General features: G+C 38.8%; 19 protein-coding genes. 4 read left to right on the top strand and 15 right to left on the bottom strand.

Annotation, left to right across the window (positions count from 1 at the left end):
- Window positions 1-100: 100 nt before the first annotated feature.
- Genes lpdA through pdhA form a run of 4 tightly spaced genes read right to left on the bottom strand, consistent with a single transcriptional unit; the run spans window position 101 to window position 4,980 of the window.
- Window positions 101-1,528 carry a dihydrolipoyl dehydrogenase gene (lpdA, locus tag H5S10_RS05715; RefSeq protein WP_182589034.1) on the bottom strand — a complete coding sequence of 476 codons (1,428 nt, stop codon included), beginning with the start codon at window positions 1,526-1,528 and terminating at the stop codon, window positions 101-103.
- Between the two features lie 3 nt (window positions 1,529-1,531).
- Window positions 1,532-2,863, bottom strand: coding sequence for a 2-oxo acid dehydrogenase subunit E2 (locus H5S10_RS05710; RefSeq protein ID WP_182589033.1), 1,332 nt, complete (start codon window positions 2,861-2,863; stop codon window positions 1,532-1,534).
- A 30-nt stretch (window positions 2,864-2,893) separates the two neighbouring features.
- Entirely contained in the window at window positions 2,894-3,871 is a 978-nt protein-coding gene (locus H5S10_RS05705; RefSeq protein WP_134988807.1) for an alpha-ketoacid dehydrogenase subunit beta, read from the bottom strand.
- A 2-nt stretch (window positions 3,872-3,873) separates the two neighbouring features.
- Entirely contained in the window at window positions 3,874-4,980 is a 1,107-nt protein-coding gene (gene pdhA / locus H5S10_RS05700) for a pyruvate dehydrogenase (acetyl-transferring) E1 component subunit alpha (protein WP_094537176.1), read from the bottom strand.
- 257 nt (window positions 4,981-5,237) lie between these two features.
- Between pdhA and def the strand changes: the two genes are divergently transcribed.
- Entirely contained in the window at window positions 5,238-5,798 is a 561-nt protein-coding gene (gene def, locus H5S10_RS05695; protein WP_134988805.1) for a peptide deformylase, read from the top strand.
- A gap of 48 nt (window positions 5,799-5,846) precedes the next feature.
- Here def and H5S10_RS05690 read toward each other — a convergent pair whose 3' ends face one another.
- The gene (locus H5S10_RS05690) at window positions 5,847-6,320 is read right to left on the bottom strand and encodes a hypothetical protein (RefSeq protein WP_182589032.1); all 474 of its coding nucleotides are present in this window, start codon (window positions 6,318-6,320) and stop codon (window positions 5,847-5,849) included.
- A gap of 135 nt (window positions 6,321-6,455) precedes the next feature.
- On the opposite strand from H5S10_RS05690, the gene H5S10_RS05685 reads away from it, so the two are divergent.
- Together H5S10_RS05685 and H5S10_RS05680 are read left to right on the top strand one after the other, a co-directional pair.
- Window positions 6,456-6,668, top strand: a complete 213-nt coding sequence (locus tag H5S10_RS05685; protein ID WP_153710599.1) for a DNA-directed RNA polymerase subunit epsilon — start codon at window positions 6,456-6,458, stop codon at window positions 6,666-6,668.
- Between the two features lie 146 nt (window positions 6,669-6,814).
- Window positions 6,815-7,762 carry a diacylglycerol/lipid kinase family protein gene (locus tag H5S10_RS05680; RefSeq protein ID WP_182589031.1) on the top strand — a complete coding sequence of 316 codons (948 nt, stop codon included), beginning with the start codon at window positions 6,815-6,817 and terminating at the stop codon, window positions 7,760-7,762.
- 71 nt (window positions 7,763-7,833) lie between these two features.
- Here H5S10_RS05680 and H5S10_RS05675 read toward each other — a convergent pair whose 3' ends face one another.
- The 6 genes from H5S10_RS05675 to H5S10_RS05650 form a co-directional block, all read right to left on the bottom strand.
- A complete protein-coding gene (locus tag H5S10_RS05675; protein WP_003666801.1) occupies window positions 7,834-8,037 on the bottom strand; it encodes a hypothetical protein in 204 nt (67 codons plus the stop codon).
- 151 nt (window positions 8,038-8,188) lie between these two features.
- Window positions 8,189-9,634, bottom strand: a complete 1,446-nt coding sequence (locus tag H5S10_RS05670) for a C40 family peptidase (protein WP_182589030.1) — start codon at window positions 9,632-9,634, stop codon at window positions 8,189-8,191.
- 169 nt (window positions 9,635-9,803) lie between these two features.
- Window positions 9,804-10,100: a hypothetical protein gene (locus H5S10_RS05665; protein ID WP_003674385.1), complete on the bottom strand. Its 297-nt coding sequence runs from the start codon at window positions 10,098-10,100 to the stop codon at window positions 9,804-9,806.
- Window positions 10,093-10,476, bottom strand: coding sequence for a hypothetical protein (locus H5S10_RS05660; protein ID WP_019254055.1), 384 nt, complete (start codon window positions 10,474-10,476; stop codon window positions 10,093-10,095). Before H5S10_RS05660 ends, H5S10_RS05665 begins: the two co-directional genes overlap by 8 nt.
- A 233-nt stretch (window positions 10,477-10,709) precedes the next feature.
- On the bottom strand, window positions 10,710-11,861 hold the full coding sequence (locus H5S10_RS05655) for a glycerate kinase family protein (protein ID WP_182589029.1): 1,152 nt from the start codon (window positions 11,859-11,861) through the stop codon (window positions 10,710-10,712).
- An 18-nt stretch (window positions 11,862-11,879) separates the two neighbouring features.
- A complete protein-coding gene (locus H5S10_RS05650) occupies window positions 11,880-13,175 on the bottom strand; it encodes a GntP family permease (RefSeq protein WP_182589028.1) in 1,296 nt (431 codons plus the stop codon).
- A 190-nt stretch (window positions 13,176-13,365) separates the two neighbouring features.
- Here H5S10_RS05650 and H5S10_RS05645 point away from each other — a divergent pair, with 190 nt between their 5' ends.
- Window positions 13,366-14,424: a CdaR family transcriptional regulator gene (locus H5S10_RS05645; protein WP_182589027.1), complete on the top strand. Its 1,059-nt coding sequence runs from the start codon at window positions 13,366-13,368 to the stop codon at window positions 14,422-14,424.
- Between the two features lie 57 nt (window positions 14,425-14,481).
- Here the strand turns inward: H5S10_RS05645 and H5S10_RS05640 are convergent, their stop codons facing one another.
- Genes H5S10_RS05640 through dapA form a run of 4 tightly spaced genes read right to left on the bottom strand, consistent with a single transcriptional unit; the run spans window position 14,482 to window position 18,464 of the window.
- Window positions 14,482-15,540: an aspartate-semialdehyde dehydrogenase gene (locus tag H5S10_RS05640; protein ID WP_182589026.1), complete on the bottom strand. Its 1,059-nt coding sequence runs from the start codon at window positions 15,538-15,540 to the stop codon at window positions 14,482-14,484.
- 19 nt (window positions 15,541-15,559) lie between these two features.
- Entirely contained in the window at window positions 15,560-16,744 is a 1,185-nt protein-coding gene (locus H5S10_RS05635) for an aminotransferase class I/II-fold pyridoxal phosphate-dependent enzyme (RefSeq protein ID WP_182589025.1), read from the bottom strand.
- A 13-nt stretch (window positions 16,745-16,757) separates the two neighbouring features.
- Complete coding sequence (gene dapB, locus H5S10_RS05630) at window positions 16,758-17,537, bottom strand: 4-hydroxy-tetrahydrodipicolinate reductase (RefSeq protein WP_182589024.1); 780 nt, start codon at window positions 17,535-17,537, stop codon at window positions 16,758-16,760.
- A gap of 3 nt (window positions 17,538-17,540) precedes the next feature.
- Window positions 17,541-18,464, bottom strand: coding sequence for a 4-hydroxy-tetrahydrodipicolinate synthase (gene dapA, locus H5S10_RS05625; protein ID WP_182589023.1), 924 nt, complete (start codon window positions 18,462-18,464; stop codon window positions 17,541-17,543).
- Between the last annotated feature and the right edge of the window lie 27 nt (window positions 18,465-18,491).

The raw sequence follows: 18,491 nt of genomic DNA, 5'->3' as shown, positions 1-18,491 counted from the left end.
TTTAGGAATAAAAGGCCTAAAAGAATCCAAATAGAAAAAGTTCTTAGTGCTCTCAAAATTGAGTCATTCATCACTAAGAACTTTTCTAATTTATTAAAATTTAAATATGTGTTGGGAAGCCAAGCGCAATGTCTGCAGCTTCTTGAACAGGTTCATTCAATGTTGGGTGTGGATGAATTGTTAAAGCAACGTCTTCAACATTCATTCCACAGTTGACAATCAATGAAAGTTCACCAGCAAGGTCACTAACACCAGGACCAACACCTTGAGCACCAATAACATTCTTCTTATCTTTAGTATAGATTAAGCGAATAAACCCTTCCGCAGCATCAAGAGAAACGGCACGAGCATTACCAGCAAATGGGAATTGAGCAGTAGATACATCAATTTCTTTATCTTTAGCTTCTTCAACCGTCATACCAACTTGAGCTAATTCCGGATCAGCAAAGCAAACCATTGGTACTCCAACCCAATCGTTAGCAGTATTTTTACCAGCAATTGCACCAGCGGCAGTCTTAGCTTCAAAGAATGCCTTGTGAGCAAGAGCAGGACCAGGAACAATATCTCCAATAGCCCAAATACCAGGTACATTCGTCCGACCTTGTTCATCAACAATTACTTGATGACGGTCGTTTAACTTAACATTTGTCATATCAAGCCCAAAATCATCAGTATTTGGTTTACGGCCAACAGATACCATGCAGTAGTCTGCTTTAATGCTCTTTTCACTGCCATCGACTTCATAAGTGACAGTAACACTATTTTCATCTTGCTGAGAATCTTTAGCCATTGCCTTAGTTACAATGTCTACGCCCTTCTTTTCAAGATTCTTGACAACAATATCAACCATATCATGGTCAAATCCACCAAGAATTGAATCAGTACCTTCAATAATCGTTACATGAGCACCAAGATCGGCATAGGCACCAGCTAATTCTGTACCAATGTAGCCACCACCAATTACAACTAATTCTGCTGGTACTTCCTTGAGGTTTAAGCCACCAGTTGAATCAATAACACGTCCTTCAAACTTAAAATGGGGAATTTCTACTGGACGACTTCCTGTTGCAAGAATCAAATTCTTCCACGCGATAGTCCGACCATTATCATTATCCATGAATTGCTTTGGACCGGGCTTAATTACACGAAGTTGATGGTCATTATCGAGAATTGCCTCGCCATCAATAACTTCAACTTTATGCTTCTTTAAAAGCATCTTAACTCCACGAATCATCCGGTCAACAACTTTATGGTCCTTCCATTCTTGAGTCTTAGTAAAGTCTAGCTTTGCATCAGTCTTAGAAATACCATAAATAGATGAATCTAAAGTTTCTTGGTAACGGTGACCAGCAGCAATTAATGCTTTAGATGGTACACATCCAATATTTAGACAAACACCACCTAAACCTGGTTCACCCTTATCAATTAAGGTAACCTTTTGACCTAATTCTGAAGCTCGAATAGCGGCTACATAACCACCAGGACCTCCACCAACAATTACTGTATCCTTTTGTTCAACATCAGCCATTATCTAACCCTCCATCATCAATAATTCTGGATCATGTAATAACTTGTTCATGTAGTTCAATGCATGTTGTGCAAGTCCACCATCAATTAAACGGTGATCGTAAGTCAATGATAACTTCATCATTCGGCCAACAACAATTTCACCATCTTCGTTAACGTATGGTTCCTTGTCAATTCGACCAACACCAAGAATTGCAACATCTGGTTGGTTGATAACAGGGGTGAACCAGCCACCGCCAATTGAACCAATATTACTGATGCTGATAGTCCGACCAGCCATTGATTCTGGACTTAGCTTGTTGTCAAAGGCTGCTTGAGTATTTTCGGTAATTTCCTTAGCAATCTCAAACATACTCTTAGAATCTGCATTCTTAATATTTGGATTATAGAGGCCGTGGTCAGTGTTAGTAAGGATTCCAACATTGTAGTAGTGCTTGTAAACAATTTCTTGAGCAGAATCATCAATTGAAGCATTTAATTCTGGGAACTTCTTACATGTGGCAACTAAAGCCTTAATAATGTATGGCAAGAAAGTTAAATGAATATCTTGTTCTGCAGCAACTGCCTTGTACTTCTTGCGACTAGCCATTAGAGCAGATACTTCAACTTCATCAAATGACGTAACATGTGGTGAGATATCCTTTGATTCACGAGTAGTCTTAGCGATGATCTTCCGCATGTTAGACATTGGTTCACGTTCTTCAAGGTCAGCATTCCATGGCTTGATGGTATTACCAGCTGTCTTAGCCGCAACAGGAGCAGTCTTAGCTAACGTAGATGTACTCTTTTCTTCCTTAGCTGGAGCAGCTGACCCATTAAAGTTATCAATATCTTCTTTAAGAACTTGACCGTGATTCCCACTTGGTTGGACAAGTGAGATATCAACACCTTTATCACGGGCATATTGACGAACAGAAGGCATTGCCATTACAAGCTTATTTGGTTCTGCAAGGGGAGCCACTCCACCCTTTGAAGAATTACCTTCTGAAGGGGAATCTGTAGCTGGAGCAGTGGATTCTTCACTCTCAGTAGCCTCCTCACTACCTGTATCAGTTTCATCATCGTCGTCACTTTCGACATTTGTACTAATACCTGGCTTACCATCATCAATTTCAGCGAGCTTGTCGCCCTTTTCAACGTGGTCGTCTTCCTTTACAAATAATTTTTTGATAGTTCCATCAACTGGAGATACCAATTGCGTAGTTGACTTGTCAGTTTGAATTTCAATTAAAGGATCATCAGCTTTAATTGCTCCTCCTTCTTTAACGAGCCAAGAAGCAACATCACCTTCAGTTAATCCTTCTCCCATTTCTGGTAGTCTAAAAATGTATGCCATATCGTATTAACACCCTTTCTATTCCGCACTTTAGTAATTAATTACTTCTCGTACGGCGTCCTCAATATCACGTGCACCTGGAAGCCAAACATTTTCAGCTTGTGGGAATGGATATACTGAGTTAGGAGCAGCAACCCGGGTAACAGGAGCATCAAGATACATAATTGCGCCTTCTGAAATAGCTGATGCAACTTGGGCACCAACACCAGCCATCTTTTGCGCTTCTTGAACAATAACTACTCGGTGCGTCTTCTTAAGTGATTCAAAGATCGTGTCAGTATCAAGCGGGTAAAGAGAACGTAAGTCGATAATCTCAGCAGAAATATTATCCTTAGCTAATTTCTTAGCAGCTTTTTGCGCTTCTGATACTTCACCACCATAAGCGATAATTGTAACATCAGTACCTTCTTGAACAACATTTGCTTTATCCAACGGAACAGTATACTTATCATCAGGAACTTCACCTTTGACTGAACGATAGAGACGAAGGTTTTCAAGGAAAAGAACTGGATCGTTATTTTCAATTGCAGAAATAATTAATCCCTTAGCATCATAGGCAGAACTTGGTGCAACAACCCGTAATCCTGGAATACCAACGAAGAAGTTTTCAAGATCATCCCCGTGCAATTCAGCAGTATGAGTACCACCACCATAAGGAGTCCGAATGGTAATTGGCGCATGCTTAGTTCCATTATATTGGAAACGCATCCGTGACATTTGGGCAGCGATAGAATCCATTGCTTCAAAGGTGAAACCCATAAATTGAATTTCTGGGACTGGACGCCAGCCGGTTGCTGCTAAACCAATTGACATTCCTAAAATACCTGATTCGGCAAGCGGAGTACTAAATACTCGATCAACACCGTATTTTTCTTGAAGACCATTAGTGGCACGGAAAACACCACCGTTTTTACCAACATCTTCACCGAATACTAAAGTCTTAGGATCTTCGGCTAAAGCGATGTCAATACCTTCAGTAATTGCTTTGATATAAGTCTTTTTAGCCATGATTACTTCGACTCCTTTTCTTCGTACTTCTTAATTTGTTCTTTAATATCTGGAGTTGGTACTTCAAACGTCCGCTTCAACATATCGCTAACTTTTTCTGGCTCTACTGAGTCGGCTTCTTTCATTGCTTCTTTAAAGCTTTGTTTACATTCATCAGCGTACTTTTGTTCTTCTTCTTCAGACCAAAGCCCTTTCTTTGTTAAGTACTTGCGAAGGCGAATCAATGGGTCTTTATCAAACCATGGCTTTGTTTCATCCTCAGTCCGGTAACGACTAGGATCATCACCAGCAGAACTGTGCGCACCGAACCGGTATGTTAATGTTTCAATTAGTACTGGTCCATTACCAGCAGCAGCAAATTCACGAGCTTCCTTTGCAACTTCATAACATGCAAGAACATCCATCCCATCAACTTGAACGCCAGGAATACCAGCAGCAACAGCTTTTTGGGCAATTGTTTGCGCTTCAGTTTGGAGTTTCCGTGGGAATGAGATAGCCCAGCCATTATTTTGAATAATAAACACACCAGGAGCTTGGAACGCACCAGCAAAATTCATTCCTTCATAAGTATCCCCTTGTGAGCTTCCACCTTCACCAGTGTAAGCATAGGCAACAGTGTCCTTTTCGCCATTCTTCTTAATTCCAAGAGCGCCACCAGCCATTTCGACCATCTGAGCACCAATAATGATTTGTGGCCGAAGAGCACGAGCATCAAAAAGATTACCTTTGATGTGTCCCTTTGACCATAAGTACATTTGAGCAACGGTTGCTCCATGTTGAATTAATTGTGGCAAATCACGGTATGCCGGAAATAGGAAGTCTTGCTTCTTAAATGCAGCAGCGGTTCCCATTTCAGAAGCTTCTTCACCCCAAGTTGGAGCATAAAAACCTAACCGACCTTGCTTTGAGAAACTCATTGTTTGTTCATGCAAGGCACGTTCCCAAACCATTTTTTTCATTAAGTCAACTAATAATTCATCACTGAAATTAGCCATTAATTCTTTGTTAACAACGTTTCCGTCGTTATCAAGAATTTGTACGGGTTTTGCATAAGGTACCCCTTCATTGGCTTTAATCTCAGCAAAATTGACAGCTTTGGTATTGGCCATATTCAACATTCCTTTCCAAATCCAATTAACATCATGTAAGCGATTGCTTACCTACATTTATAGTATAACCGATTGCCCAAATAATACAAGCGCTTTCATGGACTTGATAAACAGAATTGTTAAAATGATTCAATTAAAGTATACGTTTTTTCCAAAATTTATAGTTAACTATTGTTACCCTCATATTCATTAGCAATTTTAAATAGTTATGATAGACTATAATATGACTGAATTTTTATATGGAGGCATAGTGAGTAATGTATTTAATGAAAGATATTACCCGTGATGGAAATCCCGTTTTACGTAAACGAGCTGCCAAGGTCTCATTTCCCCTATCTGATGAAGACCAAAAATTAGCTAAGGATATGATGCAATACTTAGAAGTAAGTCAAGATCCTGAATTATGTGAAAAGTACAAATTGCGAGCTGGGGTTGGCCTTGCTGCCCCTCAAGTTGGTGTTTCAAAGCAAATGGCCGCTGTTCTTGTCCCTGCACCTGATGAGAATGAAAAGCCCTTATTTAAGGACGTTATTATTAATCCAGTAATCGTCAGTGAATCGGTTCAATATGGTGCTCTTACTGAAGGCGAAGGTTGTCTTTCAGTTGATAAAGACGTGCCTGGCTATGTACCACGACATGACCGGATTACACTACGTTATCAAGATGTTAATGGTGAAACACATAAGGTACGATTAAAGCATTATCCAGCAATTGTTTGTCAGCATGAAATTGACCATTTGCATGGGGTGCTATTTTACGATCATATTAATAAAGATCAACCATTTGAGGCACCTGCAGATACAGTGATGATCAGTTAATTTTTATAAAAAATGGTCGAGAGAAATCTACACTTTCTCCCGACCATTTTAACTAATTTGGTTTAATTTTTTTAAATCCTCAATGTACTCAACAGTTGCTTCATTTATCAAATAAGCAATATCGATATGCAAAATTCCTTCATATTTCCACCAATCGGTTATAATAAACGGCTGAGGGGCCTTGGGAGCCATCTTTAAATGATGGCGTTTTGCATATTCATCAAGGGCTGATGCTAGTTTTTGACGTGTGAAATCATCAAGATTAATATTTTCTTTTTTATAATCAAAATGGTATTCAAAAGCAAGAACGCCTTTTCCCCAAACATCGGCAACAATTTGAGAATCTAGATTTTTATTCCAATGCAACATTTCTTTCAAGCTAGTATTTAACGCTGCATCAGTAACGTCTTGAGCATTTTTCTGCACCATCATCGTTGCTCGCTTAAGAAATACGCGATGGATCGTTAAATAAAGAGCAATAACAATTATTGCTGCTAAAATACAGATTAAGAATATAACCATGACTATCACCTCTTTGGCCTTTAACTTTATTTAATAATACCATGTTAGGAAAATTTAAGACACTTTTGGTCATCTGTGATAGAATAATAAAGTAAATCACTGCATAATATCTTTAATTAAGGAGTTTTTAACAGTATGACTTTTAAAGTATACTACCAAGCTGATAAGACAAAACGTCCAGTTCGTGAAAACACTCAATCATTATATCTTGAAGCTGATTCAGAAGCTGAAGCACTTTTAATGGTTGAACACAACACAGACTACAATATTGAATTTGTAGAACAACTTGATGAAAAGGCCCTTGCTTACGAAAAGCAAAATCCTAACTTTAAGTTGACGACGTTCTAAGCTTTTAATCATTAAACAGAGGCTGAGAAAAACGCTTGTTTTTCTCAGCCTCCAACTTTCTTATGAACATTAGAAAAAGACTGAATTAATTATTCAAATATAAATATTATTTTTGCTTTTTGGCACCATTCAAAGGAGGAATATTGATGAATTATTCAATCATCCTCAACCGTCATGCTGGTAATGGCAATGCAGAAAAGGCATGGTCGTCAATTAAACCAATTTTAGATCAACAACAAATTAATTATCACATGGAAACAACTAAGTATCCTAATCATGGAGAATACCTTGCCAGTCAAATCGCCCAATCTCATAATGCGGGATCAACAATTGTCATTGCGATTGGTGGTGATGGGACACTACATCAAGTTGTTAATGGACTTATGAAGACGGCCAAGCGATTGAATAAAGAACCACTCGCGGTTGGATATATTCCTGCTGGGACAGGAAATGATTTTGCCCGTGGCTACGGAATTGCTATGCATCCACAAAAGGCATTAAATCAAATTTTAACTGCAAACGCACCACAAAAAATTAACATTGGTCATTATCATGAGGCAATTCGGGGTGAAGAAGGCTATTTTCTTAATAATTTAGGAATTGGTTTTGACGCGGCAATTGTTAGTCGTGCTAATACATTTAAGGCTCATCATAAGAAAAACCATATTGGTCGTTTCACCTACCTTCAAAAAGCCATTGGGGTAATATACGATCAAGAACCTTTTACTTTGATGATTCAAGCAGGGCGGGAACGTTTTATTTTCCCAAAGGCTTACATTGCAATTGCTAGTAATCATCCATTTATCGGTGGTGGATTTAAGGTCGCACCAAACGCTTCATTAAAGAAACCATCATTGGAATTAGTCGTCGCTGAACGAAAAGGTTGGCCGATGACAATCTGGCAATTACTTCAGTTAGCCCGGGGCAATTTAAGTCAATCAAAATTTGCCCACCACTTTCAAAGTGATAGTCTGCATATCACTACTACTTCACTAGAATTTAGTCAAACTGATGGTGAAGAGATAGGTAATCGTTTTATCGATCTCACCCTAGATATTAGTCAATACCCAATTTGGCAAACAACAGAAAAATAAGTTAAAAGCAGTAAGGCCAGAAAAAATTTTTTCTTCTAGCGCTTACTGCTTTTTGTTAATCTTTTATTTTATTAATCTTCAGAAGCTTCCATCGCTTCTAAAATAATCCGTAACTGACTGCATTCTTCCCGTAACGATTGCATCTCTTCACCGTACTTTGGTTGAATAGTAACAGTCTGGGTACCCGTACTTTCCTGTCCCTCTTGTTTACATAAATCGTCTAATCGAGACTGTGCACGGTATAAATCTTCCTCAATTTCATGTTTGTTACTCATATTTAACACTCCCCAATAAATGTGAAATATTTTTAGAGCAATACTGGAATTGCAATATAAGTAAGATAACACGAGCATAGAAGAATGTTAACCCTTTTTAGGTTACATCTTTGTTACTATCTAATGAAAAAGCTCTAATAATTTATCAGAACTATTTAACTGTTCCGGCAAAACTTGGATTAAAATATGGACTAATCGTGTAAGTTGCAACATTAGTACCTGGTTTAGCAGCAGCAACATACTGGTTATTACCAGTATAAATTGCAGTATGGTAAGTTGAACCATGGTTACCCCAGAATAAAAGATCACCCGGCTTAGCTTCACTAACTGGATGTTGATCAACACAATTTTCAAGTGCTCCTGTATAGTGTGGTAATTGCTTACCTTCCGCATTAGCATAAACATACTTAACTAATCCAGAACAATCCATTCCACTAAGGCTTTCACCACCCCATACGTACGGAACGCTATTAGAGTTAGCAATTTTAGTGGCAAGACTAACTACAGAACCATGTTGTAAATCTTGATTAGTAGTTGTTGCTTGTTGCGCAGGTTGACTAACAGCCGCTTGTGATTGTTGTGGTTGGGCTTGTGACGTTACAGCAGTTGTTTGTTGTGAAGCAACGTTACTATTCTGAACGTTAACCGTTGCTTGTGATGCTGGGGCAGTCTGTGATTGCGGAGCTTGACTTGCTACTGGAGCTGCTTGAACAAATGATTGTCCATATAAGGCGGCAGTATTGGCAGCTGTTGATGCAGCCTGACTAACAGTAAAGTTTTGTGTTTGTGGTGCAACACTATTTTCAGCTGAGGTAGAAGCAACCTGAACATTAGACTGAGTAGTATCTGTTGCAGTTGATGAAACTGTTACATCAGCAGAAGTTGAAGTTGTACTACTATTATTAGCTGCACTTTGATTAGGAACAGCTACTGTTGAAGCAGTTGAAACTTGTTGCATTGCACTTGAAGCAGGCGTTGCTGAAGTTCCTGCTGGTTGGCTACTAGCCACATCTTGTTGCGGCATAGAAGCAGACGTAACTGCTGAAGTTTGAACTTGAGTAGTTGATTGAACAACCGGTTGTTGAGTTGGTACACTTGCATCAGAAACAGGCGCACTTACAACATGTGTACTTACAGGAGTTGCAATAGCAGGCCCCGTTATACTGAGTTGTTGTCCAATGTATAATGAATCATTAGTGCTTAAATTATTCCATACCATTAATTGATTAACAGTTACATTATAACGATCAGCAATAGAGCTAAGCGTGTCGCCAGGCTTAACAGTATAACTACCATCAGCATTCAAATCAGCGCTAGCATCATGTTGAGCAGTAGGCAACGTTAATTGTTGACCAACCGTAATTAAGTCGATGCTATCGTTTATCTTCTTAACTGAAGGATTTGCTTGTTCTAATGCACTAACAGAAAGTCCATGTTGTTTTGCAAGCCCCCAAATAGTGTCACCAGACTTAACAGTAAGCTGTTCAGCATTAACTGCTTGTGTTGTTACTGCTAATAAACTTAAGGCACTAACTGCTCCTGCAAAAACGCCACGAGATCGATGGTTATTTGAATGATGTGTTCTTTTTTTACTCATATAAATAAAACACCCTCCCAATAAGTTCCTAAAAACTAAACAAATAATAATAAATTAGTGAAATACACAATTCTAACTTTACCATTAATTTTTAAATGCGTATAGCAATTATTAGATAGTTCTTAAAAAACGTTACTCTTTCTTAAAATATTAACTATTATAATAATATTTAATCTATCATTTCGTTTTTTACACGATCCATACGAGTCACTAATAATAATTCAATAATTGTAATAATACTCATTAATAGAACTGAGTAACGACTAGTCGTCATGAAAACAATAATTGCTAAGATACACAAGATCCAATTCAACCGTTTCTCTTGACGAATTACTCGGATAAAATCCTTCGTAACTTTATCTGGTCGTTGACTTGCCAAAAATCCAAGTTGACTATGCAAACGATTTTCCCAAATCACTAATCCTAAAAAGGCAATTGAAATAATAAACGTTATTAAGCTATTCATCATTATCCTCGCTATCATCGGCATGCACCGTCTTATTATTTGCTTGTGATTCATTATATCGCGCGGATAAAATCTGCTGATACTTTTCCATGATTACTTTATTGATCGGTGTATCATTTAGGGTTGGATATTTTTCTTTTATTTTTTCCAAAACATCATCTGAAAAGTCATAAACGGTCTTAACTTCCTTTTCACCATTAAGAAATGCCAACGTCTCATCATAGTCCAGAGTTATTAAATCGCGCTGTGTACGGTCAGCATCTGGCTGGTGAAGAACATCCGGATCATCTTTTAGATCTTCCCGAAAGCCGTTTTCATCATATTGATATTTATTATCTTCCATTTTTAAATTCTCCTTGATTATCTTCCAATTCATTATACGGTCTTTATAAGACTAAGCCAAGCCAGTAATTTGCTATAAAAAGTGCATAGAAAACAGTCTTCTCGACAAGGCGGTTGGCTAAACTAAGGCGGAGTCACGGGCTGATTATCGTTCAGACGTGAGCCTTGTGACGACGCGAAGCTAGAGTTCTACGTTATCTTGCAATTGTTCGTGAAAATAGCAGAGGGTGAGAAAAAAGCAAAGTTTTTTCCACCCTCTTTTAATTCTTAATTACTAACATGACTCACTTTAATTAAACGTGCAACGTTTTCCGCTGTTTGAGCAATATCAATAGGTGCATCCGCTAATGCTGTTTTTAATGGTTTAGCCCCTTCAGGAGTTGCAAAAATTGCATCAATGGCCGTGGATGAATATAGATCATTTACACCTTTACCAATATTTCCAGCCAACACAATTACTGGAGCATTAGGCGCCACCTCTTTAGTTGCCTTAGCGACTCCATATGGCGTTTTACCAAATTTAGTCTGGAAATCAATTCCCCCTTCACCAGTAAAAACATAATCAGCGCCAACTGCCTTTTTTTGTAGTTGAGTTGCTTCAATCACTAATTCTACTCCTCGCTTCATTGTCGCACCGGTAAATGCTATTAATCCGGCTCCTAAACCACCGGCTGCACCTGCACCTGCCGTTTGTTCAACGTCAGGCCCACCAGCTGCAACTATTTTTCGTGCATAATGATGAAGATTTTTGTCCAAGATATTAACCATTTCGTCATCAGCTCCTTTTTGAGGGCCAAATACTGGGGCTGCCCCATTTTTTCCTGTTAATGGGTTGGTAACGTCTGATGCAATCTGAATATCTACATTTTTTAATCGAGGATCTAAGTCTCCAAAATCTATTTGCTCTAAACTTGCTAACGCACCACCGCCTAAACCAATTTCATGATTATCAGCATCCAATAAACGTGCTCCAAGCGCTTGGGCCATCCCCGCTCCGCCATCAACGGTTGCACTTCCACCAATTCCAATAATTATTTTTTTAATGTTATGGTCAAGAGCATCCTTAATTAGCTCGCCGGTACCATATGTAGTTGTAATAAGTGGGTTTGCAGTCTCCGTATTAACAAATTGAAGGCCACTTGCCGCCGCCATCTCAATCACTGCTGTTTCCCCATCACCTAATATTCCATACTCAGCATTAACTAATTTATTTAATGGATTGTGGACTTTAGCAATCATTTTTTGACCGTTAGTCGCATCAACTAAGGATTGAACAGTTCCCTCCCCTCCATCAGCCATTGGAACTAAAGCATACTCGGCATTCGGAAACACTCTTTTGATTCCTTCTGCCATCACATTTGCTGCTTCTTTTGCTGTTAATCCGCCTTTAAATGAATCTGGAGCAATTACAAATTTCATCACTGATCATCCTTTCATTTATAGTAAATGCAAAAAGCCATACAAGATAGTTGCGGTTAACATTGCGGAACCCCCAACTAAGAATTCATAAAAAATACCTTGCGATCGTTCTTTAATATCCATATGCATTGCATTCGCTGTAACATGGAAATAGTTTCCTTGAGGTAATTGGTCAATGACAATCGCCCCAGTATGAACCATTGCCGCCGCTGCAAGTGGTGCAACACCAAATCCTAAAATAGACTTGGCAAAAGAACCAGTAGCTAAAATAACACCCGTAGAAGTTGAAGCAGTTGCTCCAGCCATGAGAATACCAGAAAGTGGTGCTAATAAGACACCAGGCACATGACTTGCCTTAATAAGATCAATTAATAACTCTGGGAAAGTAGACGCGGTGATAGTTGCACCAATTGCACCTGCACCAATTAAAATCATTACTACACCAGTCATTCGACTAACACCAGTCTGAGCATAACTTTTAATCTTCTCACCTTTTCCCATTGCTAAAGCACCTATTATTGCTGCAAATGGCAAAACATAGGTAGCATCTAAATTTACCTTTGCTAATAATGGTAAATGACAAATAGTTCCAATTGGTCCTAATAAAAGTAAAACTATTGCAATAACAGGAGCAACGATGGCTTGTTTAAACGTTGGCAAATCACTTTGCTTGATTGTTTTTGTACTATCTTCAAGATCTTGTTCTAAAACTGCCCTACCTTTTTTGTGGATCATTCTAGCTACAACAACTGTAACTATTAAAGCGATTACGGCAGGAATAAAATCAGCAATCATTACTTGACTCAGCTCAAGACCAAATCCCTTTGCCGCTGCAATTGTATTTGCATTTGGTGAGATTATGTTACCTGCCTTGCCTCCACCAGATAAGGCAACCAATAAAGATAATTTTGAAATATGCATATTGCGACCAACTTCAAGGGCAATTGGTGCAACAATTAAAACAGCAACTGGGATAAAGACCCCCACAGCTGTAATTACCATCGTTGCAAGAGCTAATGCAAAAATAGCTAACCGATCACCAAATTTATTAACGATCGTCCGTGCAAGGGTTTCGGCAGCCCCAGAATCCATCATAACGCCAGCTAACATTCCTGCCGCTAATACTCGAAGGACCGTTCCCATTACACTTTGCTCACCTTTAACCAAAATATTAATAGTTCCTTCTAAACCAGCCCCACCAATAATGGCGCCGACAATGGCTCCTAATAATAGCGAATATACTGGATCTAGTTTTCGTAAAATCAAAAAAATCGCAAGTGCTAATCCTATTAATGCTCCCCACCAAGAAATCATTTTATAAGCCTCCTCTTTGATTACTAGTAAAGAAATACTAAAATAAGATAAAACATCACAAAAAACAACATCCCTTTGTCACCGTTTACATTAACCTTTAAACAAGCTTATAACAAGTTACGTTTTGCACAAAAATTATTATGCATCTTGTACATAGTTCCTATTATCAAAATATTAAAGGAGAAAAATGATGGAGCTCAAACCAAAACTTGCACAATCAATTGTCGATCATATGATGACACAAATACCATATAACATTAATATTATGAATAAGAAAGGTTATATCATCGCAAGCGGTAACAAAAGTAGGATAAATACTTTACATGTTGGAGCTGTCGATGCGATAAAACAGCTAAAAACACTACCAATGGATCAACAATATGGAAATCATGGGCAACCAGGCGTTAATATGCCTTTAAAATTCAAAAATGAAATTATCGGTGTTGTTGGAATTACCGGTGACCCTAATAAAGTTACTCCCCTAGCATCATTGCTAAAAACAGCAGTCGAACTCTTGCTACAGCAAAAACAAGAAAATGAACAAGAGCACGAAATTGAAAAAGTTAAACAAAGATTTATTTATAGGTGGCTTAATGTCAGCAAGTATCAAGATCCGCAACTTGATAGTGAACTAGTTGAGGAAGCAAATCGTCTAAATATAAATTTAGGAAAACAACGATGTGTAATTGCAATTGCCGGGAGTTCTCAAATAATTAAAAACCTTAAACTAGATCAGGAAACAATTATTTTTTCTCTCACTAATCGTATTGAGTTGATTATTCTCAGTTCAAAGCACCAAGAAGCATATATTCAACAAAAACTTGAACATCAAGAAATTGAATACGGTATCAGTAATTGGGGTAATTTGCTTGGTAGATTAGCGGAGCAAGCAGTTACAACACTGCGATTAAGTAATATTTTTGGAAAGCCATCATTTAGGTATTATTCACAAATTTCTTTTGTTAAACAGGTATTAGATAGTGATTTAAATTTAATAGCAGTTAATGATCAATATGAAGCCTTACTAAAAAGAAAAGATGGGAAAGAATTAATCGATACAATCCGTGAATTTATTAAGTGTAATATGAGTGTGAATCAAACTGCACATAATTTATTTGTACACCGTAATACACTCAGTAATCGATTACTTCGTATAAAAAAACTTTTTGAACTAGATCCTAAAAATACTGAAGACTTATTTCAACTTTTTATTGGCTACATTACTTTTTACTATCGACAAACTTTATAATCATACAAAAAATACTCCCTATATTCAGAGAGTATTTTTTATTATGATTATTAAATTTTAAACTAACCCATTTGCGACTAACCGCTCTGCATTTTCAACGGTATTCCAAGCAGCCCCTTTAAGGAGATTATCAGCAACAACCCACATATTAAAGGAACCAGGATTTTCTTCATCTGCACGAAGACGGCCAACAAAAGTGTCACGCTTACCGACAGCATTAATTGGTTGAGGATAAACCTGGTGCGCAGGATCATCCTGCAGAACTACCCCGGGAGCGTCCTTTAATACTGCCCGCAATTGGTCAACAGTTACTGTTGGATCGTCAACAGTAAAGTAAATTGATTCTCCATGAGCAATTGGGACAGGTACACGAACACAAGTGGCAGTAACCTTAATATCCTTAGCGTTCATATCGTTTAACATGATCTTCTTTGTTTCATGGATCATCTTCCATTCTTCATGGGAGTAACCATCATCTTCAAAGACATCGATCTGCGGCAATAAATTAAAGGCTAATGGATAATGCTTCTTGTCACCCTTTGTTGGCAAAATCTTGGCATCTGCTTGCATGTCTTTACCATCAAGGTAGTCTTGAGTTTCTTGTCGCAATTCATTTAAAGCTGATTGACCTGCTCCTGAAGCTGCTTGGTAAGTCGAAACAATAATTTGATTCAATCCAAATGCTTGGCGGATTGGTTCCAATGCTACCACCATTTGAATTGTCGAACAGTTAGGATTAGCAATAATTCCGTGATGATTTTTTAATGCCTCTTCATTTACTTCTGGAACTACTAGCGGTACATCGGGTTCCATCCGAAAAGCACTCGTATTATCAACACAAACTGCTCCCCGCTTTACTGCTTCTGGAAGGAACTTTTTTGATACTGATCCACCAGCAGATGAAAGCACAATATCAACCCCATCAAAAGAATCAGGTGTAGTCTCTTCAACAGTGATCGGTTGGCCCTTAAATGATAATTGCTTACCAGCTGACTTAGCGGATGCTAGTAATTTCACACTCTTTACTGGAATTGTTGACTGTTCCAATTGTTGAATCATCCGTGTACCAACTGCACCAGTAGCACCCAAAATTGCGACATTATATTCTTTACTCATCTTAGTTCCTTCTTTCAACCTATCCTAAATTATTCATAAAATTTTGTAACCGTTCAATCGCCGTATCAATAACAGAATCTGCCGCTGCATATGATAAGCGAATGTATCCTTCTCCACCAGGACCAAATGCATTCCCGGGAATTACGCCAACTTTAGCTTCGTGGGCTAATTTACGAGCAAAGGCGAGATCATCCTTCCCAAATTGCGCAGGGATTTTAGCAAAAATATAAAATGCGCCATCTGGCAATGCAATTTCAAAGCCCATCTTTCGCATTGCACTCGCAAGTTTATCTCTCCGTTGACGATAAGCCTGCTTAAATTTTTGCGGATCATCATCCCCGTTTTCTAACGCTTCAATCGCGGCCGCTTGCGCAGTATCATTTGGGCACGTTACCATAAATGAATGCATCTTTGACATCGTTGAAATAAATTCTCCTGGGCCAGCCACATATCCTAAACGATAACCCGTCATTGCATGTGATTTTGATAAACCACTAATCAGAATTGTCTGCTCGGGCAAAAGTGTCGCAAGTGAATGGAAGGGTTGATCGTACATCAGCGAACTATAAATCTCATCAACAATCGCATAAATGTGATGATCTTCAATTACTTTAGCCAGTGCTTTTAGCTCTTCTTCGGTATATGAACGGCCAGTTGGATTGTTAGGATAATTTAAGAGAACGGCCTTTACCGCAGGCCCCTCTTTTGCTAATACCTCTTCTAATCTTTCAGCAGATAGCAAAAAGCCATCATCAGCAGTATTAACTTTGATCGGTTCAGCACCAGTTAGGGAAACACTCGGGAAATATAACGAAAATGCTGGAGTGGGAATAATTACTTTATCTCCCGGATTTAACATTGCAAAAGTTGTCGCGGTTACCGCTTCTGTTGCCCCAATCGTGACTACAATTTCGGTTTCAGGGTCATAGTAAACATGACGACTCTGCTCAAGATATTTACTAATCGCTTTGCGTAATTCAATCTTACCCTTGCTTGGTGAATAGTGAGAATCATCATTTTGAATACTTTCAATTGCCGCTTTTTTGACGTGATCTGGCACAGCAAAGTCTGGTTCACCAAGTGTTAATTTTACTAGTCCAGGAACGGCAGAAATTTCTTCATCAAATGCGCGAATCTGTGCTGGCGGAACAGCTGCCAAATGACTATTTACGGTGGTTGCTAATTCAGCATGGAGTCTTGGCATTTTTTTCACCCTCTTATAAAATATTTTCTAAACCAATTACCAATTTTGATAATCCATCAACTTTTTCCAGAGCAACCTTAACCCCATTCATAAAGGATTGACGGTCAAACGAGTCTTGGCGAATTGTCAGAGCCTCACCATCCCCACCAAAGAGAACTTGTTCGTGAGCAATGTACCCCGGAAGCCGAACAGCATGAATCTTAATTCCATGGTAGTCGCCACCCCGCGCACCGGTTAAACTCTCTGTTTCATCAGGATTTGTCTCATGTTCAGGACGGACTTGATCGATCAACTTTGCGGTACTCAAAGCCGTTCCCGATGGGGCATCTTTTTTATCACCGTGATGCATTTCAATAATTTCAACGTCCGGGAAATACTTAGCCGCTTCCTGAGCAAATTTCATAAGAAGAACTGCCGACATCCCAAAATTAGCAGCAATCAATCCCCCCACTTGTTTTTCTTCACTGAGGCGCACCAGATCTGCTTGTTGTTCATCGGTTAAGCCAGTTGTTCCAACAATCGGCCTCATTTCGTGTTCAAGTGCGAACTTAACATTCTGATAAACAGCACTTGGCAAGGTGAAATCAATCCAAATATCAGCAACTCCATCTTCAATTTCATCCAAAGTTTGATAAGGATGAACAGATGATGCAAGGTGAAAATCAGCCATATTCTCTTTTGTTAAGGTTGGTGCAAGCGCAGCGGTAATTTCAAAGCCAGCGAGTGAGTTTACTAGATCAACCGCCTTTTGTCCCATTGCTCCAGTCGCACCAGCAATTAAAACTTTTTTCATGCTTTATTCCCCCAAATTTAAAGGTAAGTTCTTAGTAGTCAGTGAATTAGTAGGTAATGATAAAGCAGCCTCTAATTCGCGTTTTTCTTCTTCATTTAATGAAAGAATTGGTAAGCGACAACTACCAACGTTAAAACCTTGCGCATTCAAAACCGCTTTAACTGGTGATGGTGATGGAAACATAAACAAAGCAGCCATCCGGGGAGTTAACCACCGTTGCAGCTTACCAGCAGTTTGATAATCGCCTCGGTATAGTGAGTCATACATTTGGCGCATTTGATCGACATAGGCATGGGAAGCAACCGAGATAACCCCATTTGCTCCTAAAACCCGGGCAGTTAATGCCTGTGCATCTTCACCCGTGAAAACTGCAAAATCAGGGTCGCGGTGTTCAACAATGTATTCAAGTTCTTCCAAAGATGTACATTGTTTTACAGCGGCGATATTTTGATGGCGCGACAATTCTACTACGGTTTCCTGAGCCATTTTTACCCCTGTACGACCAGGAATGTTGTAAATGATGATTGGGAGGTCAACATTATCCGCAACTGCTGTAAAATGAGCAACCATTCCCCGTTGGTTAGGTTTGTTATAAGGAGGAACAACAACGAGGGCATAATCGATACCGTTAATTTGCGCAACCTCATTAGTAAAGGCAATCGTTTCCTTAGTATTATTGCTTCCAGTTCCAGCAATAACCGGAACTCGTCCGTTTACAATTTCACCGAAATGCTGGTATAGCTCAATTTTTTCATCATGAGTGAGTTCTGGCGTTTCTCCAGTAGTGCCTCCGATAACAAAGCCGTTACTCCCATGTTCAATTAAGTAATTTGTCAAATATTCTAAACGATCATAGTCAATGTTTCCCTCATCATCAAAAGGGGTTACAATCGCTGTCATTAAATCTGCATCTTGTAATAATGTCATCTTATTTCCTCCATTATTTCTTCCCTA

The organism is Limosilactobacillus balticus, assembly GCF_014145615.1.
Classification (GTDB): domain Bacteria; phylum Bacillota; class Bacilli; order Lactobacillales; family Lactobacillaceae; genus Limosilactobacillus; species Limosilactobacillus balticus.
The sequence above is the reverse complement of the archived record's forward strand: the minus strand, read 5'-3'. Positions and strand labels throughout refer to the sequence as shown.